The 21,255-nt window shown below is 43.8% G+C and carries 15 protein-coding genes; 8 read left to right on the top strand and 7 right to left on the bottom strand.

Annotated features, from left to right (window positions below; all coding sequences use genetic code 11):
• Position 1: 1 nt before the first annotated feature.
• The 5 genes from E3D00_RS03395 to hrcA all read right to left on the bottom strand — a co-directional run bounded on the left by E3D00_RS03395 (position 2) and on the right by hrcA (position 7,072).
• Positions 2-1,021, bottom strand: coding sequence for a MotA/TolQ/ExbB proton channel family protein (locus E3D00_RS03395; RefSeq protein ID WP_141459942.1), 1,020 nt, complete (start codon positions 1,019-1,021; stop codon positions 2-4).
• Positions 1,022-1,071: 50 nt separating this feature from the next.
• Positions 1,072-1,758, bottom strand: coding sequence for an energy transducer TonB (locus E3D00_RS03400; protein WP_141459944.1), 687 nt, complete (start codon positions 1,756-1,758; stop codon positions 1,072-1,074).
• Between the two features lie 312 nt (positions 1,759-2,070).
• Positions 2,071-3,202, bottom strand: a protein-coding gene (prfB, locus tag E3D00_RS03405; protein WP_141459946.1) for a peptide chain release factor 2 whose coding sequence is annotated in 2 segments (ribosomal slippage) — positions 2,071-3,132 and positions 3,134-3,202 — 1,131 coding nt in all. Because the reading frame shifts where the segments join, the coding sequence is not laid out codon by codon here.
• Between the two features lie 36 nt (positions 3,203-3,238).
• Positions 3,239-5,863, bottom strand: a complete 2,625-nt coding sequence (locus tag E3D00_RS03410) for a penicillin-binding protein 1A (RefSeq protein ID WP_141459948.1) — start codon at positions 5,861-5,863, stop codon at positions 3,239-3,241.
• Positions 5,864-6,001: 138 nt separating this feature from the next.
• Complete coding sequence (gene hrcA, locus E3D00_RS03415; RefSeq protein ID WP_141459950.1) at positions 6,002-7,072, bottom strand: heat-inducible transcriptional repressor HrcA; 1,071 nt, start codon at positions 7,070-7,072, stop codon at positions 6,002-6,004.
• A gap of 174 nt (positions 7,073-7,246) precedes the next feature.
• On the opposite strand from hrcA, the gene rdgB reads away from it, so the two are divergent.
• The 6 genes from rdgB (at position 7,247) to E3D00_RS03445 (ending at position 16,207) form a co-directional block, all read left to right on the top strand.
• The gene (gene rdgB, locus E3D00_RS03420) at positions 7,247-7,846 is read left to right on the top strand and encodes an RdgB/HAM1 family non-canonical purine NTP pyrophosphatase (RefSeq protein ID WP_141459952.1); all 600 of its coding nucleotides are present in this window, start codon (positions 7,247-7,249) and stop codon (positions 7,844-7,846) included.
• A gap of 34 nt (positions 7,847-7,880) precedes the next feature.
• Positions 7,881-10,280 (top strand): mechanosensitive ion channel domain-containing protein, encoded by a 2,400-nt coding sequence (locus tag E3D00_RS03425; RefSeq protein WP_141459954.1) that lies wholly within the window; start codon positions 7,881-7,883, stop codon positions 10,278-10,280.
• Between the two features lie 142 nt (positions 10,281-10,422).
• The gene (locus E3D00_RS03430) at positions 10,423-11,724 is read left to right on the top strand and encodes an HlyD family secretion protein (RefSeq protein ID WP_141459956.1); all 1,302 of its coding nucleotides are present in this window, start codon (positions 10,423-10,425) and stop codon (positions 11,722-11,724) included.
• 16 nt (positions 11,725-11,740) lie between these two features.
• Positions 11,741-13,867, top strand: coding sequence for a peptidase domain-containing ABC transporter (locus E3D00_RS03435; protein WP_141459958.1), 2,127 nt, complete (start codon positions 11,741-11,743; stop codon positions 13,865-13,867).
• Between the two features lie 226 nt (positions 13,868-14,093).
• Positions 14,094-14,468 carry a hypothetical protein gene (locus tag E3D00_RS03440; protein ID WP_141459960.1) on the top strand — a complete coding sequence of 125 codons (375 nt, stop codon included), beginning with the start codon at positions 14,094-14,096 and terminating at the stop codon, positions 14,466-14,468.
• A 176-nt stretch (positions 14,469-14,644) separates the two neighbouring features.
• Positions 14,645-16,207, top strand: a complete 1,563-nt coding sequence (locus E3D00_RS03445) for a Hint domain-containing protein (RefSeq protein ID WP_141459962.1) — start codon at positions 14,645-14,647, stop codon at positions 16,205-16,207.
• Between the two features lie 135 nt (positions 16,208-16,342).
• Here E3D00_RS03445 and E3D00_RS03450 read toward each other — a convergent pair whose 3' ends face one another.
• Positions 16,343-16,795, bottom strand: coding sequence for a MarR family winged helix-turn-helix transcriptional regulator (locus E3D00_RS03450; protein ID WP_141459964.1), 453 nt, complete (start codon positions 16,793-16,795; stop codon positions 16,343-16,345).
• Between the two features lie 192 nt (positions 16,796-16,987).
• Here E3D00_RS03450 and E3D00_RS03455 point away from each other — a divergent pair, with 192 nt between their 5' ends.
• Positions 16,988-18,337, top strand: a complete 1,350-nt coding sequence (locus tag E3D00_RS03455; RefSeq protein ID WP_141459966.1) for a dihydrolipoyl dehydrogenase family protein — start codon at positions 16,988-16,990, stop codon at positions 18,335-18,337.
• A 252-nt stretch (positions 18,338-18,589) separates the two neighbouring features.
• Here E3D00_RS03455 and E3D00_RS03460 read toward each other — a convergent pair whose 3' ends face one another.
• Positions 18,590-20,407: an ABC transporter ATP-binding protein gene (locus E3D00_RS03460; RefSeq protein WP_408909360.1), complete on the bottom strand. Its 1,818-nt coding sequence runs from the start codon at positions 20,405-20,407 to the stop codon at positions 18,590-18,592.
• A gap of 145 nt (positions 20,408-20,552) precedes the next feature.
• Between E3D00_RS03460 and nth the strand changes: the two genes are divergently transcribed.
• On the top strand, positions 20,553-21,242 hold the full coding sequence (gene nth / locus E3D00_RS03465; protein ID WP_246091486.1) for an endonuclease III: 690 nt from the start codon (positions 20,553-20,555) through the stop codon (positions 21,240-21,242).
• Positions 21,243-21,255: the final 13 nt, after the last annotated feature.

Raw genomic sequence — 21,255 nt, forward strand, 5'->3', positions numbered from 1 at the left:
ATTAGATCCGATTTGTTGTGGTTATCGTTGTGGGAGCAGCCATTGAGCCTTCTTCTGGAGAAACACCATGACGGAAGCCACCAATCAAAACGGACTGAAGATCAGACGCAAAATTACGAACCCGATCCATAGACGCTTTGTTACGACGGACTAAAAGGTTATACCCCAACACCGCAGGAACAGCCGTTGCAAGGCCAATCGCTGTCATAATGAGAGATTCACCAACAGGGCCTGCCACTTTATCAATTGATGCCTGCCCAGCAATACCGATTGCAGTCAACGCATGGTAAATACCCCATACTGTTCCAAACAATCCAATAAATGGAGAGGTTGATCCTACTGTACCCAAAAAGGCCAATCCACCTTGCAGACGAACATTAATGGTTTCGACCGCACGGGAAATGGACATCGCGGTCCAAGAATTCAAATCAATTGAATCCCGCATTGATCCTTCATGATGCTCTGCAGCAACAATCCCTGTTTCTGCAATATATCGGAAAGGCGAAGACACTTTGAGTGCTTCTGCCCCTTCGTGAACTGTTGGCTTAGACCAAAATACACGTGAAGCTTCTTTAGCAGAACTCAATAAACGGCTCTGCTCAAAAAACTTCAGAACCATGATAATCCATGTTCCCAAGGACATCAGAGCCATAATAATCAAAACGCTACGCGCAATAACATCCCCATTCGCCCAAAGAGCACCTAAACCATAAGGGTTTCCCTGAGGGGCCGCAGCTTCTGGCGTTGCTGTAGCACTCTCTCCTGGAGTGGCTGCCGCTGCTGGCGTCTGAGTAGCAGACGGTGCAACCGATGCCGCCGGAGCAGACGTGTCATTCGCAGCAGAAGAAGAAGCGCCTGCTGCTGAAGATGAGGACGCAGCTGCGGACGCACCCTGAGCAAAAGCTCCACCAGGAAAAGATACGCCTGCTGCCAATACAAGCATCAAAGCCATGGCCGTACGTTTAGAAAGGCGAGCATTCGTCGAAACGACGGTCTCAGAAGATTGGAAAAATCTAGTCATCAACTTCATATCCTTGTTAGCGGTAATCAACGTTAAGCGCTTTTTTCAGGTCAATCATCACCCAGAGTAAAATCAACATGCAAAATATGATGATGCTCTATAACTGGGACACCATTCTGAACAGCCGGCTGGTAGCGTGCACGATGAAGAAATTCGAGAGCACTATCTGAAAACTCCGGCCCACCACTCGATGACACAATGGAACAATTTGCCGTGCGACCGTTCGGCAAAATATCACATGAAGCTGTGACTTTACCTTCACGGCTTTCTTCCTGCGCTTCCTCTGGATAGTCAGGCTTAGCTCCGTTTATAGGATGCGCTCCAGCACTGTGATCGGGTACCGATGGTGCGGGAGGTGCCTTAGGCGCAGCTGCCTGCGTAGGCGCTACCGGAACAGGTGATGGGATAGGATTTTCACTTGGTGGAACCGGGTGTGGCGGTTTGACATGCGTAACACGCTTTATAGCCTTTGGTGGAGGCTGAACGTTAATCCTAGGGGGCGGAATATACGGTGGCGGTGGCGGCACCATCTGTGGTGGTGGTGGCGGTGGAGGGGGAGGTGGCGGCTTAGGCACCTCTGTTATGACCTCAGTTTTGATAGGAGGTCGCTCCTGAGTCATTTTAGTTACTTTTCCACTTATAAGTGCGTACCCCACCGCACCCATAGCCAGTACAGCCACGACGATCGCGACAATATAGTCCGTCGGCTTACGCTGTTGTGCGCCGTAGCTCTTCATGTCGTAACCTTCTTACCTTACTCACCGACAGATATTATATTCTGTTCGGCAACTCTTTTCTGATCAGTCTCAAAACACACCTCATTTATAGCATGCTCGAAACACATATCCGATATGTTATTTGGGCAACGTCAGAACGTTTATGTCAAGTTGATTATGATCAAAAGAATACTAAAAACAAAAATAATTCACTTGCAAACGTTATATAAATGTTTTTTTGCACAAAAAACTATTGTTTATAGTTTTATAAACCAAGCCTAGAGAGCACTTTATTCACACAAAGCCCTCCCTAGTTTTAATGATATCTGAAACTTATTGCGCCGTTGCACTCGCTTCTGATCGTGTAGCACCTACACGCTGTGCCAATGATGCCGACATAAAATCATCCAAAGCACCATCAAGCACCGCATCCGGATTCCCGGTTTCAACACCTGTCCGCAAATCTTTTACAAGCTGGTAAGGTGCCAGCACATACGACCGAATTTGATGCCCCCAACCGATATCCGTTTTAGAAGATTCGGTCTGCGCAGCGGCTGCCTCACGCTTTTGCAGCTCTGCTTCATACAAACGAGCCCTCAACATCTCCATCGCTTTTGCCCGGTTACGATGCTGTGAACGATCCGTCTGGCAAGCAACAACAATCCCTGTAGGAATATGCGTAATACGAATAGCCGAATCTGTTTTATTAACGTGCTGCCCACCTGCGCCAGAAGCGCGGAATGTATCCACCCTTAAGTCGGAATCATTGACCTCAACTTCAATCGAATCATCAACAACAGGATAAACCCATACAGAAGCAAACGACGTTTGACGCCGTGCAGCAGAATCAAATGGTGATATTCTTACCAGCCTATGCACCCCTGCCTCGGTCTTTAACCAGCCATAGGCATTCGCACCACTGATTTGAACGGTAACAGATTTAATACCCGCCTGCTCACCTTCAGTGCTTTCAATGAAAGAGACTTTATACCCTCGTTGCTCCGCCCAGCGCGTATACATCCGGAGTAACATTTCAGCCCAGTCCTGAGCTTCTGTTCCTCCTGCGCCTGAGTTCACCTCAAGATAGCAATCATTACCATCAGCTTCACCAGACAGCAGACTTTCAATTTCTCTTTTATGAACTTCTTCAGCCAACTTCCGGAGCGTTACGACAGCTTCCTGAACGAGATCCGTATCTTCTTCCATCTCTGCAAGCTCTACAAGCTCCAGAGTGCTTTGAACTTCACTCTCAATCTGCTCAACGCCTTCAACTTGGTTCGCTAAAGTCGTCCGTTCGCGCATAATCTTTTGCGCTGCCTCCGCATCATTCCACAGATCAGGATCTTCTACGCGATGATTTAATTCCTCAAGGCGTGTAATCGCGACATCCCAGTTAAAGATGCCTCCTTAGCAGCGCTACCGACTGCTTAATCTGTTCAGAAAGTGCTTCTGTTTCCGCTGACATAATGTTTCCTCCACTCGGCAGGACGATTTAGCGCAATCAGTACAGCCCACCTACACCGATGTCACCCTCTGATGCACTACTTTTCTGAGATTGTGTTCCATTAGCATCAGTAGAGTGTTCACTCTCTGATCCTGATGCAGCACTTCCCATCTCACTCTCAGAATCAGAAATTACAGCGTCTGCTCCCGTATCAGATGCTGTCAGAGCTTCTGTTCCAGCCCCAAACCCATGCAATGCAACAGATGCCCCAGGAACCTGATCCGTCTTAAACCCATCAACAGCCGATATACGCCCAGTATTATAAGACGCTAACGTAATACCGTCTGGAACTCGGAAATCGAGCTTAGGTCGGTTTTCAAAGGCCGCCTTCATGATACGGTTCCAAATAGGTGCAGCAATTCGCCCACCATCTGCATTGCGCCCTAAACTTTCTGGCGTATCAAATCCAACCCAAACGACAGTCACCAAATCTGGAGAAAAACCAGCGAACCATGCATCATGAAAATCCTGACTGGTTCCTGTCTTGCCAGCAATCGGCCGATCAATCCCAACACCCGCTGCACGTCCCGTTCCACGCGCAATTACATCTTTCATCATTTGAATAATCTGGAACGAACTTTCCTCACTCGCCAAAGTCGGACGGTTATCCAAAAGAGAAGGTACATTCACATTATCTGCCGGCACAGGAGCCACAGTCTGTGGTTGATCAGGAGAAGATGGCGCTACCCCTTTAGGCGCTGCTGTCTGATCTGCTGGCACAGCAACGCCCGCAGCAGGCTGCACGGCTGTGCCTAATGTTAAGTTAGAAGCCTGCCAAACCAAATTCCCTTGCCGATCCTGAATATCATCAATGAGAGAAGGTGTTACAATATGGCCGCCATTTGCAATGGTTGCGTATGCTGCTGCCTCTTTAATAATAGTCGTCTCAACCGCACCAAGAGCCGCCGGCAAAACATGCGGCATCTGATCCACTAATCCAGCCTTAATGGCGGTATCTGCAACCGCTTTCATTCCGAGGTGGGCCGCAACACGAATCGTAACAAGGTTACGACTTTCTCTTAACGCATCATGTAAGGTTGTGGGACCCCAGTTATCGTGTTCATAGTTTTGAGGATGCCAATCACCATAGGAAATAGGTGAGTCATCAAATTTCTCTGACGGTGAAATCCCCTTTTCCATCGCGGCTAGATAAACAAATGGTTTAAAAGAGGACCCAGGCTGCCTCATAGCTTGTGTCGTTCTGTTAAACTGGCTTTCATGGAAAGACCAACCACCGACCATCGCCAATACACGGCCTGTGCGCACATCCATAGTAATCGCCGCCCCCTCAACATGAGGGATTTGTCGCAACATCACAGAGCCTGTGCTTTGGGGTTCAATCATGATGATGTCCCCCGCCCGAAGCGCTGCTCTACGCCGCGCCCAAGCCACATCACTACTTGCTAATGTTCCTTTTTTTGAAACGCCATCTTCCAGCCACCCAACTTGTCTGCCTCCGGGAAGAACAATAGCAAGTCGCCATTCACGCAACATCCCCGCTGGAGAAGTCACAGCCTTAAGCGCCTGCTCCCAGCCTACTGAAGAAACATCATCAAGGTGTTTTACCGGGCCGCGCCAACCACTTCTACTTCGATCATAGTTCATCAAGCCTTCGCGCAAAATACGCGTTTCTTTTTTCTGTAAATCAGGTTCAAGGCTGGTATGAACCTCTAATCCACCTTGAAGGGCCTTAACTTCTCCATACTGCGAAATTAATTGACGCCGCACCTCTGCTCCAAACCACTCCGTTTCTGGCAACGGCCCAAAACGTAACTTCTTTTGAGGAACAAGAGGCTCACTCTTATCCTGCTGAGCCTGCTCTTGAGTAATGACACCATTTTCGGCCATCAGCTGCAGAACAAGGTTCCGGCGCATTAAAGCCATTTTCGGGTGTAAAAAAGGATTATAATTTGTAGGCGATTTAGGAAGTGCGGCTAGAGAAGCGGCTTCCGCATCATCTAATTGGTCTATAGGTTTATTAAAATACGTTTGAGCAGCCGCGGCTACTCCGAATGCTCCATTTCCTAAATAAATTCCATTAAGGTATATTTCTAATATTTTATCTTTTGATAAAACCTGCTCCATTTTTTCGGCTAAAAGAGCTTCTTTTATTTTTCGATCAAACGATAAAACATTACTATTAAGCAACATCACCTTGGCAACTTGCTGAGTAATGGTCGATGCGCCTAAGGGACGACGGCCGTGCCGTGCAAAAACATCAGTAACAGCAGCACGTGCGATGGCCAGAACATCAACACCGCCGTGCGTGTAAAAATTATGATCTTCCGTTGCGATAAAAGCTTTTTTGACTTTATCTGGAATCGCATCAATAGGAACAAAAATACGACGTTCATTCGCAAGCTGAGCCATCAACTGATCATCAGACGTATAAATACGACTTACGGTTGGTGGTTGGTATGCACGCAAGCTGTCAATACTTGGCAGATCAGACTGGAACTTGGCGTAGGTGGCCCATATAAGCACACCTCCCCCAGTTACCCCAAGCAAACCAATCCCTGCAAAAACAGCAATGATCTGCCGAAAACGACGAAAACGAGGCCCACGAGGAGAACTTGCTCTGGGAGCCATTGGATTACGAGAACTAGAATAACGTCGCGTCATAGGATCCGCATAGCATTGAAGTATTCCTTTCGTCGCCCCATAAAGACAACAATATTTTTATAGCAGCATCTCTCGGACAGCGATAACCCAAAAACACCATCAAAGTTCGGTTTAATTTCACACAGCGATCTTGCAAGACTAGCTAAACAAACGCCCCATCATCTTAGCCGTATAATCAACAACAGGAACGATGCGCCCATAATTTAAACGTGTTGGCCCGATAACACCTAAAGCCCCCACGATCTTCTGGGCTTCGTTGCGAGCAGGTGCAACAATCATGGACAAACCTGACATACCAAACAACCCACTTTCACGCCCAACATAAATGCGCACCCCTTCAGACTCTTCTGTAAGCTGTAAAAGCTGCAACATCATTTCTTGTGTTTCTAACTGCTCAAAAAGCATTTGTATGGCCGTCAAACGCTCAATTTCTGTAATATCGGATAAGAGATTCCCCTGCCCTCGAACAAATAACGTGCCCGCTTGCGCATCCCATGTGGCCAGACCTCGTTCGATCACATGGGCGGCCAACACATCAATTTCATGACGATTCTCTTCCAACTCACCACCGATCCGCTCCCTCAAAGAGGCTAGCGTCAAATCACCTAAACGCGCATTGAGATAATTCCCCGCCTCTATAAGAGCAGAAGGTGGAACGCCGATAGGCAGTTCAATAATACGATTTTCAACTTGCCCATTTGAGCTAACAAGAATAACCAAACCACGATTAGCCCCCAACAGAACAAACTCAATATGCTTAAGTGTTGCTTCAAACTTGGGGGCCAAAACCAGACCAGCTGCAGATGATAAGCTCGATAATACAGACGAAACCTCAGCAAAAGTCTCCTTATATGACCGTCCATGCACATCTAAGCGTGTATTAATATGTTCTTTGTCTTCTTCTTTTAATGAGCCAAATTGAAGCAACCCATCGACAAAAAGCTTTAATCCTTTTTCCGTCGGCAAACGACCAGCAGACACATGGGGACTAAACAACAGTCCAGCACGCGCCAAATCTGCCATAACGTTCCTTATCGTTGCGGAAGATAATGCTGGTTGCAAACGCTGTGATACGGTCTGACTTCCGACCGGCTCGCCTGTTTCAACATATTCTTCTACTATTTCTCTTAAAATCGCGGCCTCACGTTCCCTTAGCCCACTTAAGAACGATGATTTTTTACCAAAAAAATATGAATCAGATTTATTCATAATTGATCACATTCCTAGCAAAAAACAGCCGTCAAACGAGAGTAGAACATGTTCCACCACAAGATCACATAGCATGCTGCTACAAAATAAAAACCATCATACATTGTAAGATAAGCAGCCGTCATGTTTAATCCTATGAATACATTTCAATTTCTATCTTACTTAAGAGTCACTATGAAACGCTTGAAGCCTGGATCTAAAATCGTTCTTGCTAGCCACAATTCCGGAAAATTACGTGAATTTTCTATGCTATTTGCAGATAAAGATATTCAGGTTATTTCTGCTGCAGAACTCAAGCTTCCTGAACCTGAAGAAACAGAAAATACCTTTGTAGGAAATGCCACTATCAAAGCAAAAGCAGCTGCTGCAGCCTCTGGTTTACCGGCTTTAGCAGATGACTCCGGGTTTTGTGTCGAGGCTTTAAGTGGACAACCCGGTGTTTATTCCGCTCGGTGGGGTGGCCCGACAAAAGATATGAATGTTGCGATGCAACGTGTGCATACCGAGATGGGAAATACAGATAATTATTCGGCTTCTTTTATTGCCGCATTATGTCTTGCATGGCCGGATGGAGAAACCCAATCCGTCGTAGGGGAATGTCATGGCCAAACGGTATGGCCTCCACGTGGCGAGCATGGACATGGCTATGACCCAATTTTTGTTCCAGATGGAGAAACCCGCACTTTTGCAGAAATGCCTGAGCATGAAAAAAATAAAATGAGCCATAGAGCAAAAGCTTTAGAGCTTTTTATGAAAGAATGTGTCGAAAAATAAATAGAACAAATATTCATATAAGGCCTAATTAATAATGATAAATACAAAATATAAAAAGATATCTTCACTCGACTTTGGAGGCGTTCTTAAGAAATCAATCCATATAGTTCTTCTTATTATATTACTAGGTGTGGTAGGATTTTCTGTTAATACGGCTTTAGCAGATTCAACATCTTCCCTTGATACTCCGCTTACTAAACAGGAAGCCCAAAAGCTTCTTACCATTCTTAATGACCCCAAAGAACGAGAAGCTTTTTCTCATACTCTCTCTTTAATGGCGCGCGCTGCTCCCTCGAACAATCATACCGCATTAAAAAACAAAACAGATATCCATAATGGTCTAGAGAGCTTACATGCTCAGTCTTTAAGTTATTTCCATAATTTCTTGGGTCTATTTATCGATCTAAGATTTTTGATGTATGAAATACACGATCAATTCAGCAGTCAAAATGCCCGAAAAATTATTTATACTACAACACTACTCTCTATCATATTTGTTGCACTCGGATTAGGGATTGAACACCTCACCACTTTTATTTTGAAAAACCCGATCCAACGTATTTCTCTGCGGGTCGATGAAAAAGAAAAAACACACGATCGATATATTCAAAAAAAAGAAGAGCAAAACTCTCCACCACCTTCCCCTGAGGACATTTCTGATAAAACAACAGCTACACGCACAACAGATCAAAAAAGGCGCGTAGAGACTTTACGGTTCCTTGCGCGTGTTCCTTATGCATTCATCCTTTTTCTTCTCAAAATATTTCCTGTAGGCGTTTTTTTCTTACTTGTTACATTATCTACTCTTCTTTTTCCCTTTCTATCAGACTCAAAAGCCGGTTCCATTATTATGACACTAGCCAGTTGCTATGCTGGTGCACGGTGTTTATATTTTGCTATTGAAACGATCTTTTCGCCTCACAACCCTAATATTAGACTTATCCCTACGACAAACCTTATTGCAGCACGTTTTACGCGATGGCTGGGCTGCCTTATCCTCGCCCCTACCCTTATTATTTGTTTTATAAATTTAAATACTCAACTGAATATATCCTCCCGTGCTTTAGATGCACTTATTCGGGCGATCGTCCTTATTGAACATATTCTTATCGCTCTCTTCATTTGGCGCATGCGGCACGTTGTAAGTAACGCGTTAACGCCTACTGCTGCAGGTAAATCTAAAAAATTATGGTCCTTTTTTGCCACCATTGCCAAAGCATGGTGGATACCGGCCATGTTTATCGACATCTCTTTATGGATTGTCTGGGCAGCGCACTTATCTGGGGGATATCACTGGATTCTAACAACGACAGGCATTACGGTCGCTATTCTTATCGTTTCACGTATCGTAGCCGTGCTCGCATACGGTCTACAAGACCGCTTTTTCCGACTCAATCCAGCTCTAAACGAACGTTTCCCAGACCTTCAAAAAAGAGCTGACCATTATTACCCTCTTGCACATGCAACACTAACTGGAATTATTGTCTTTCTAACCATTATATCCATTGTTGAGGCATGGGGCTTCCCAATATTTGGCTTTTTCTTAAAGAACTCACTTGGTCAACATATTTCAAATACCGGGGTCATTACAATCGTATCCATTATTATAGCTATATTAATATGGGAAACTATCAACATTATTTTAATAAACCAAATTAATCACTTCCAGAATGCTGGTTTTAGTTCTCGTGCAACACGCCTCAAAACAATCCTCCCTATTATCCGGACTGTTTTTCTCATCATCATTATCGTGACTGTTATCGTAACCATCTTAGCTCAAATCGGCATCAATATTACTCCCCTCCTTACTGGTGCAGGAATTATGGGAGCCGCTATTGCTTTTGGTTCACAAAGCCTTGTTAAAGACTTTATCACAGGCTTTTTCATGCTTGTTGAAGATGCCATACAAGTGGGCGATTGGGTAACGACCGGAGGGGTATCAGGTATTGTTGAAAACCTTTCGATCCGTACTGTCAAAATAAGAGATACAGATGGTGACCTTCACATTATCCCATTTTCTTCAGTCACTTCCATTGCGAATACAGCCCGCGGCTATAATAAAATCATCATCAAACAACAGCTGGATCTTTCAGAAGACTTTAGCCGTGTCGTTTCTATTATGACAAAAGTTGTAAAAGATATGCGCGCCGACGATGTTTTCGGTCCTCTGATCTTGTCAGATTATAATGATCTTGGAGTTGATAAAACCGATAGCAGCGGCGCAACATTACGCGGTGAGATATGGACAACCCCCATGATGAAATGGAAGGTTCAAAGAGAGTTCTACAAAAGAATTGCTAATCTATTCGCTGCCGAGAAAATTAAATTTTACACCGGAACGTCTTATTTCACGACACCACCCGGAAGCCCGATGCAAGTCAAATCAATTCAAATCGCGAATGATGTAACACCAACTACACCACAAGATTCGTAATAACAAACCTTATTAACACTCCTTAATTTATTAGAGGGAGTGTTAATAATATTAAAACAAATTATATTTCTAAATAAACCATTCTTTATTTGAAAATAAACATTAGCATAATAATCCTTATTACATTATAGATTATTATATTATGAGTTCACTCTTCCGTCGCGAAGCTTTAGAAGCGCGCCAAATTAGTTGGTTAGGCAACGTCCAAATTAGCCAGCCATTACCTGTACGTATTGTTTCAGGCTTTTGTATTGTCTTAGTCATTGCCTCAGCCTTGCTCGTTATATTTTGCAACTATACACGACGGGTACACGCCACCGGACAAGTCATGCCTGAAAGTGGCCTTCTAACCATCAGCGCCACTCAACCCGGAACCATTACTGCAATCAAAGCCAAAGAAGGGCAGCATGTCCATCGAGGCGATATACTCTTTATTGAAGATCTCGACATTATTTCTTCTAATGGATCTACACAAAAACAAGTTCTGAACGATTTATTAAGGCAAAAAGAACTCCTACAAAACCAACGTGAGCTCCGGGAAAAATCTGCCCCCCTCGAGAAACAGGCACTTTTAAACCAAGTGCAGTTTCTCAACCAACAACACACGGAGATTAATGCTCAAATTATATCGGATAACAAAGTTCTACCATTAGTCGAGCAAGCCCTGAACAAAATGTATATGGCGCAAAGCAGCCACCTTATTACAGAAGAGCAATTCCAAAGTCAGTTATCAACCTACGCACAGCTTCTCTCAACACATTCTCAAACACTACAGTCCCAAACAACAACTGAAGGTAAACTCTCTGACATTGTTTCCAAAATAACACGCTTTAATTCTGACCTTACTCATGATCTTAATGATCTTGATAAACAAATTGCCTCAGTCGACCAGCAAATAGCCGAGAATGAAGGCCGCCAAAGTAACATTATTCTTGCGCCAGAAGATGGCACTCTCACCAGCCTGCGTGGATATTTAGGGCAGCAAGTGAGTGCTAATACACCCTTAATCACTTTATTACCCAATAATGATAAATTACAGGTAGAGCTTTATGTGAATAGTTCTTCCATTGGTTTTCTAAAAGTCAATCAACCTGTACTTCTTCGCTATGATGCCTTCCCTTACCAAAAATTTGGTTTACAACATGGCCATATTATTGAAATCACCCACGCTCCTGTAACATCAGATACTGTCGCAAATAGAGCAGCCGCGTCTGCGCCCCAAGGAAAGCAAGGGATACCCTCTACGTCTGGTCAGGATATTTACCGCATCCGCGTTCTTCCAGACCGCTCCTATATTCAGACCTATTCCGAAAAACACCCTCTAGAGGCCGGAATGACAGTCTCCGCAGATATTGCAACGGATAGACGCCCCCTCTGGCAATGGATCCTCGATCCAGTCATCAGCATCAAAAACACAATCTCCACAACAACAATTGGCCCATAAGAGCAAAGATAGAAATATGCTTCGCGACCTTCAATTCGGCTTTGGAAAACGCACTCCTGTTATTTTGCAATCAGAATCTTCTGAATGTGGAATGGCATGCCTTGCCATGTCTATGGGCTATTATGGTCATTTTATTGATATTTCTACGTTTCGCCGTCAATACGGTGCATCAACACAAGGCGCCACCCTTAAAGAACTCATCTCCGTTTCAAGTCGTGTGGGGCTCAACTCACGCGCTGTAAGGCTAGAGTTGGATGAACTTGATAAACTAACGCTACCCAGTATTCTCCATTGGGGCCTTAATCACTTTGTCGTTCTGGTTGAACGCCGCTCCAAGAGTGTGATCGTCCACGATCCTGCTATTGGCCGTCGCGAAATCGGTTTGAAAGAACTTTCCCGCGAATTTACAGGGATTGCACTCGAAATTACGCCAACAGAACGGTTTGAACGTAAAGACGAACGTAAAACCTTAACATTACGTGACATGTTTCGTCATGTCTCAGGCCTAAAGCCCGCTCTTGCTTATCTTTTCGCTCTTTCTTTAGGGCTTGAACTTATTGCATTAGCGATGCCCATGGTGAGCCAAGTTATTATTGATGAAGTGATTGTTATTGGTGACCATGATCTTTTAGTCACGATCGCCTGTAGTATGGCCATTCTATTACTATTCCAGCTTTTCATTTCCACTGTGAGAAGCTGGGCTGTCATTATGTTTAGTACCCGTGTCTCTTTAAAATGGAATGGTTCTCTCTTTGACCATCTAACACGCCTTCCTCTTGATTACTTTATTCGTCGTCATATTGGGGACGTTATTTCTCGTTTTGGGTCTCTTGGGAGCATCCAACGTACTATTACAACAGACCTCGTCCAAACTATTCTAGATGGTATTATGGCCATCGGAATGGGAGTAATGTTGTTTTTATACGGTGGATGGCTAGGAGCCATTGCCTGTATTGCAATCGCACTTGACGTCCTTTTACGTCTGGTCACATACGGTACCTACAAGCGAGCCTCTGAAGAAGGGGTTATTCAAGATGCGAAAAGTCAAACCTATTTCATAGAAACGCTACGCAATATTGCTACCGTAAAACTTCTTAATTTACGTGAACGCCGGCAAACTGTTTGGCTAAACAGTGTCATTGATTCAATGAATATTCATTTACGCCTCCAAAGATTTGACCTCATTTTCGGGCGCCTTGGGGATCTAATTTTTAGTTCAGACCGACTAATTATGCTCGTTCTTGGCGCAAAAATGGTCATGAACAACCATATGTCCGTTGGTATGCTCGTGGCTTTCCTCTCTTATAAAGATCAGTTTGCTAGCCGTGTTGGAAATTTAATTAATACAGGCTTCAAACTTAGGATGTTAAGCATTCAAACGGGCCGTTTATCAGATATTGTTATGACCGAACCCGAAGAGCCAGGCCTTCCTCTTCCTCCGCCATCCCCTCAAGAAATGGGACATACAGGCGCCATCACGGTAAGAGATCTTTCTGTGCGTTATAGCCCTGAAAGCCCTTGGATTTTTCGTAATCTTTCTTTCAATATTCCAGCCGGAAAAAATATTGCCATCGTTGGCCCTTCAGGCTGCGGCAAAACGACACTTCTCAAAACTCTTATGGGATTACTTGAACCCACAGAAGGCGATATTGCCTTAGATAATATTTCCATTAAGTCACTTACACTTGACGGCTACCGCTCCCGTATTGCTGGGGTATTACAAGATGATGGACTTTTTTCAGGGTCTTTATCTGATAATATCAGCGGGTTTGCCGAACATATCAACCAACCGCTTGTGGAGGCATGCGCACAATATGCTGCCATCCATGACGATATTCAGCGCCTCCCCATGCGTTATGAAACACTCGTTGGCGATATGGGCTCCAATCTTTCAGGAGGGCAAAAGCAACGCGTTATTCTTGCTCGTGCTCTTTATCGTTCACCGCAAATCCTATTTTTAGATGAAGCAACCAGCAATCTAGATGAAGCGACAGAAGCACGCGTTGCACAAGCCTTAAGAATGCTAAACATCACCCGTGTTATTGTTGCACACCGCCCTGCCACCATCGCTCACGCAGATGTTATATTACACATGACCCCTCAAGGGTTACAAATTGAAACACGCAATATGGAGAAATCCTAACACTTAATAGATAGACCCTTTGAGAAAAACCATTGTATTAAAACAAATTTTTATCTAACAACCACAGATTATAAAAAGTAAACAACGGTTTATTATAAATAAACTTGATTTATGTCAAGTTTATTTATAAGCTTATACAAATATAATACTTACATTATTTCAATACATATTATAGCATATATTTGAATCGATTCGACTTGATTTAAACTTGACTATAAAAGAGACGATGATGCGTGAACTAACCACTCTTGAGCTCAATGAAGTTTCAGGCGGAGCAACCACTCCACAAATTGGAACAGGTACAGCGTCTGATCTTGGAGACGCTCTTTTAGGTGCCCTCGCAGGCGCTGCTATGCTTGGTGCAACCGGAATGACCATCGGCGGAATTCACGGCGGTGACGGTGGCGGAATTCTAGGTTTTGGTTCAATCGGACAAGCTGTTGGCTTGGTTATTCCAACGATTGAAGGAGCTGCTACGGGCTTTGTACTCGGCGGTATATATGGCTTCCATAATTTCCAACCTTGGATCAACCAATTGCTATTAGGGGCCTCCAACGGCACTCTCGGACAAGGCGGCAATGCAGCGGGTATCCGGGTCTAATAGGCTGTAAAGGTCTAAGAAGACATTTCTCAGCATTTTTTATATTAGTGTTGAGAAGTGTCTTTTCCTTATCATTTATAATAATCAAATAACGATCCCGTATACTTGGTTATTATAAATGATCCAGCATCTTAATGTTGCATTATTTATAATACTCCCAAATAAATGGATCGAAAATGGCTATTACATGGAGCAAAGACACCACTTATAGCATAGAAAATGCTAATATTTCTGAAGCAGATGGCAGTGTCCGTATCCCTCCCGCTCTAAACAAGGGCTACCCACCAGGAACCAATCAAACCAATACTGTGTTTGGAACCTATCCTGGCTCTATTTTAGGAATAGCGTCTATCACCATCCCCAAAGGAACAACAATCTCAAGTGTAAACGATGTTGTCCCCGCAACTATCACTTTTAATAGTTTAAATCCTCTTTATGCTAATCAAACTTTCCAAGTTTTATTGAAATATTACGGCTATAATACCTATGCCAAACAAGAAAGCCCATCTGGTACGACCAGACTTGGATTGCCAGCAGGGGGAGCCAGCACCCCTGACTTTAACAACATTCAAGATGCTCTCAATTTTAGCTTCGTGAGGGTTGTCCCCAACTCCCTGACAGGGGGACGAAATTTAGACACAACAACACTCAACAAATTTGCACGAATGAGTGATGTTTCTTTATTACCAACTTATACAACAGGATCTGTTTCTACATATCCAGATGGAACTCTCTATAGAGATATTCCCTCATTGGATATTTGTTTCTTATCTGGAACGGAAATAAAAACATCCTCAGGTTTCAAAAAGGTTGAAGATATTCAAGTTGGAGATTTTATTCTTTCCCCAATAAACGGAATAGAAACTCCTAAAGCGGTAACGTCCATTCAAAGAAATCGGATCGCTTGTCTCTCCAAAAAAGATATGCCCGTCTGCTTTAAACAAAACTCAATTGCAGATGGCGTACCTTACAAAGACCTTTATGTTACAAACGAACATTGCCTTTTCTTCAATAATAAGCTGATCCCCGCAAGAATGCTCGTGAACGGTTTATCTATTATCGTTGATGAGTCATTTTCAGAGTATGATTCTTATCATATTGAATGCGAGGAACACTGCCTTCTCATTGCAAATGGTGCGTATACGGAAAGCTATTTAGATACTACCCATACGTTTGAACACCATCACAATATTATACAGTTTGGTCAAAAAACATGGGAAAAAGATGCGGTATTCCCACTTACAACGAATAGAGGAGAAGTAGAGCCTATATTCGCCTCTTTGCGTTCAAGAGCAACATCTCTTAACTACCCTAATGTTCTAAAAAATAAGCACCTTACCCATGACCCAGATGTAAAACTTTATACATCCAACAACACAGAAATCCTTCCTCTTCGAGTCAACGAAGGCAGGTATATCTTCCATATTCCAGCAAATCACAACTCAATACGTCTATCATCTCGAGCCAGCCAGCCCAGTGAAACAATTGGCCCTTTTGTAGATGATCGTCGTTTTCTGGGAGTCTTGGTTGGCGAGGTTCTCTGTTTCCAAGAAAAAGAAACGTATAAAATTAATGATCATCTTATAGAACCCACCCTATCCGGCTGGCACTCTATAGAGAATAGTCAACATCGGTGGACAAAAGGAGATGCCTTTATTCCATTAAATGAAGTAAAAAATCCCAATAAAGAAAAATTAATTTCAATTCAAATTTCTAATAACAATGCGTATATTTTATAAAAAAATATTCTTATATAGTATTTGAAACTAATCACCTCTTAAAACTTTAATATAATTGGTGATAGAGACTCACTCCCCTCTATCACCAATTAATATAAATCCACAAAAAATTTAGCGCTTAGCAATAACGCAGCTTCAACTTCGGCTAGATTCTGACAAGACTTGACGCATATTCTGCAACTTCTGCGTAAGAGCAGCAACATCTTGCGCGCTAAGGCCTGTGTGAGCAAGAAGCGTTTCATTAATGCACGGAACGACCGATTGAAGCATACGCCCCTTATCCGTAAGACGCACCAATACTTGTCGCTCATCACTACTTTCACGCGTACGCACAACCAAACCACTTTTTTCCAAACGTTTAATCAAAGGAGTAATTGTACTCGGTTCAAGCAAAAGACGGGTAGCAAGCTGACCTATGCGCTGCCCATCCATCTGCCAAAGCAACTGCAAGACAAGATATTGCGGATAGGTGAGGCTGAACGGATCAAGCGCAGCCTTATAGGCACGCGCCATTTCCATAGCAGTACTATAAAGCGCAAAACAAAGTTGCTCTTCGACTGGAGGAAGTTGAATCGGCGGATCGCTCATACCCTCACATATATACATTTTTTCTGATTTTAGCACGAGATTATAAATTGCTTTTGCGAAATTAATTATTGCGATAATATTTATCTCGATATATTTTAGAGCGTCTTATTTCTGGCCGTGCTCGCAAAAGCGTCTTTCCGCCTTTGCTGTCACAGCTGGATACAACCTGTTGAGAACAAAGGAGTGTCAGTCATGGCGCAATATGATGTCATTTGCATTGGTGGTGGACATGCTTCATGGCCCGTAGCGGCTACGCTACAAAAACAAGGTCTACAGACACTTCTAATCGCCAATGACCGTCTCGGAGGCACCTGCACCAGTTGGGGCTGCGACCCGAAGATTTTGCTGGATGCCCCTTTTGAGATCATGGCGGAGGCCGCGCGCTACCGTGATATTGGTCTTGAGGGAAACCTCAAACTAAATTGGGAGGCCTTACAAGCCTATAACAGGAAGGTTATCGCCCCCCTACCCGGTATGCTTCAAAATATGATCGAGCAAAGCGGTGCACAAATTGTGTTTGGGTCTGCTCGTCTGACCAGTCCTCACACGGTTCTGGTCAACGGTAAAGAACACCATGCAAAAAAAATCGTTATTGCCACAGGCCGGCGCGCTGCAACTCTTAATATTCCAGGCGCAGAATATATCCGCAATAGTTCAGATTTTCTTTATACCGAACATTTCCCTGAGCGAATTGTCTTTATTGGCGCCGGAATAATTTCTCTTGAATTCGCCTCAATGGCCGTCCGTATGGCACGTGAGGTCGTCATTATTACGAATGGCAATACCATTTTACCTCAGTATTACGATCGCTATAGCCGTAAACTTCTTGCTCAATTAGAAGCCGAAGGGGTAAAATTCCACTTTGATCAAACTCTATCCTCTGTCGTAAAAAGAGATGAAGAATATCTGGTAAAAACCCAGTCTGGACTTGAGATAAAAACTGATTATGTTTTGGGTGCCAGCGGACGAATCCCAAATGTCGAGGGACTAGGTTTAGAAGAAGCCGGGGTCATTTTCAGCCAACGAGGGATACCCACTGACGAGCAATTTCGTACCAATGTTCCGCATATATATGCCAGTGGAGATATCCGGGATACCTCCATTCCACGCTTAACACCCACGGCTTTTTTCGAGGCAGGCTGTATCGTGCAGCACATTCTAGGCGAGGCAATGCCTATGACTTATCCAGCAGTGCCGAATGTTGTGTTTACTATTCCACGTATTGCTCAAGTAGGGATAAGCCAAAAAGAAGCAAAAAACTCCGATGCTTATCGAAGTGTGGATATTGATTATGGTAAGCAAATGCTCTTCCAAACACGCAATGAAAAAGAAGCGGAAGTTGCTGTAGTTCTGAACAAGGAAGGGTATCTCGTAGGTGCCGATATATATGGAGATTTCAGCGGAGAACTAATCAACTTCCTAACCCTTGTCATCAATTTGAAATTAACAGCTCGTGATCTGCGAGGAATGATTTTTGCTTTTCCAACTCATTCCTTTGGTGCAGTTAAATTCGCTTTGGAAAACCTTTTGAGACAGGAATAGAGGCTCTTTAATCACCACTCTTCCATGTAAAGCTGATACCTTCACTAATCTCTACATAAAGAGAAAAACTTTGATAGTATCAGCTTTACACGCTGTATTTTTATGCAAATCGCTTCATAGCCACTTCCACTCCATTAGGATCAGAAAAGAGGAAACTACGCCCTTCAGAGGAACCCAAAACTGGCTTGTAATAATACCTACTGCCTTACAAATCGCCTCGTAGGTAACGTCACCGTTTTATTCCAAAGCTGGTTATCCCTCCAGAGATTGGAGTTCGAAAAGACGGCGGTAAATTCCGTTTTCTTTCGAGATTAAATCAGAATGTGTTCCGTCTTCTTTCAATTCACCATAACTAAACACCAAAATACGATCCAACTCCATAACGGTTGATAATCGATGAGCAATTACAATCACCGTTCTGTTTTGCATTAACCGCTTCATAGCATCTTGAACCAATGATTCAGATTCAGAATCAAGGCTGGAAGTCGCTTCATCAAAAATCAAAATTGGAGCATCTGCTAAAAAGGCGCGTGCGATTGCGACACGTTGCCGCTCCCCTCCCGAAAGTTTAACCCCTCTTTCCCCCACCATCGTATTATACCCTTGCGGCAAACGTTCTATAAAGGCAGATGCATTTGCCAAACGAGCAGCCTCTTCTATCTCACTTAATGATGCTTCTGGGCGAGCATATGCGATATTTTCTGCTAAACTTCTGTGAAACAAAATTGGCTCTTGAGGAACAATTGCAATATGAGCCCTCAAAGAGGATTGCGTTATTTGGGAAATATCTTGCCCATCAATGACAATATGCCCCTCATTCACATCATATAAACGCTGCAAAAGCTTCGTGAGAGTTGTTTTGCCAGATCCGCTCGGTCCCACTAAAGCCACACGTGATCCAGAGGCAATATGCAGGTTCAGATCCTGATAAAGCGCTTTTTCCTGACCGGGATACTGAAACTTTATGTGTTTAAAATGAATATCTCCATTCGTAAAATGGGCTTCCTGTGCATTCGGACTATCCTGAATGGCAGGCTCTCGACGAAAAACAGCAATCAACTCTTCCATTTCATTAACGGAACGTTGCACTTGACTAACTTGCTGCCCAAGATCACGCAAATATCCCTGAACAAGAAACATCATGGTTAATATATAAGCAACATCACCAGGACCTGCTTTACCCTGCCACCACAGAAAAACAGATAATGCAATCATGAGCATGCGCATAATAAGAGATGCTAATGCTTGCAGGTTTGCGCTGTTCGTCCCCCTCACCCATGTGAGAAGGGTGCGTTCTCGCCACCCTTGAATAACAAGATCTAACCGTTTTTCTTCTCGTACCTCTGCTCCAAAAGCCTTTACGACAGGATTACACGTAACAGAGTCTGCCATTGCTGCGCCCATTTTTGTGTCCCACTCATTCGACGCACGGGCACTCGGTGCTACATATTTGAGCGTCAAAGTAATGGACATCCACGCAAACAAGCAAACTGAAACAGCCAAGACGCTTCCCATAAGCGGAGAACGAAACATTAATACTATTGTCGTTCCACCAAGGACCAATATTTCAGGCGCAATCAGAAGTAATAACGTATCATCAAGCGTATCAAGCGCCCACATACCACGCGTTAAACGCCGGACTGTTGATCCAGCAAATGTATTCGCATGCCAATCTGTTGAAAAACGCTGTATTCGTGCAAAAGCCTGATTGGCAATGCGGTGCATAATCGCAAGTGTTAAATACGAAATACCAAGGAATGATGAACGGCGCCCAAAAAGACCAATCAAGCCGAGAGTAATCAACCCTCCTACCATGAAAAATGCATCATTCCTTAATGCAAGAAGAGTATTTACATCTGGAAAATTTGCTCCTCCTGCGTGTTTAGAAATATCCGAAACCAAGCGCCCCGCTAAAATCGGAGTTAACACATCTGCTAGCGTTGCCAGCACTACTCCAGCCAACGTCCAGGCAAGAAGACGTGGGTGTTGCATCCAGCGGCGAGCAACAAACGAAAGCACCTCTGTAAAAGAAACGTCTATTTTTCGATTTTCTTGTTCTTGACTGTTCATAGACAATGAAGTTTTTTTATCAGACACTAAAAGCTCCGCCTGCATGTTCGTATGAACATCTGCTTGATAACGTGAAATTTTCAAAGATATATTCCATCTTGCCGGATAACCCTATGCCAACGCAACTACCTCACCGGAGCTCTTCATGAAAAAACAAACAAAACGTATGAGCAAAGTTGCGGCAAAAGCATTTATTACGGCCTTAGCCGAAGCGAACCCCAATGCAGAAAGCGAGCTTATTTTTCACAATAATTTTGAGCTACTCGTCAGTGTTGTTCTCTCTGCACAAGCCACCGATAAATCCGTTAACAAAGCAACTGAGCCTCTTTTCAAGGTCGCTCCCGGGCCAAAAGAAATGGCTGAATTAGGAGAAGATGGAATTGCTCATTTCATTAAGACAATTGGCTTATGGCGCGCCAAAGCACGAAATGTAGCACTTCTCTCCAATCAACTCTTACAAAAGCACAATGGCGAAGTTCCTTCCGACCGCACATCCTTAGAAGCGCTGCCAGGAGTTGGACGAAAAACAGCGAATGTCGTCATGAATGTGGCCTTTGGGGCTGACACCATGGCTGTGGATACGCATATTTTTCGGATTGGAAACAGAACAGGATTGGCTCCCGGAAAAACCACTTTACAAGTTGAAGAGGGGCTAATCTCTCAAATCCCCAAAGCAATGCTTCGCCCAGCGCACCATTGGCTTATTCTTCATGGACGTTATGTATGTAAAGCGCGTTCACCAGAATGTTCAAAATGTAATGCAACTCAATGGTGCCTATACCCCGAAAAAAATCTGCCTGAAAAAGAGCTTCATACCAAAAGAAGCTTATCTTAACTCAAGATAAGCT

It is taken from the genome of Swingsia samuiensis, from assembly GCF_006542355.1.
Taxonomy (GTDB): domain Bacteria; phylum Pseudomonadota; class Alphaproteobacteria; order Acetobacterales; family Acetobacteraceae; genus Gluconobacter; species Gluconobacter samuiensis.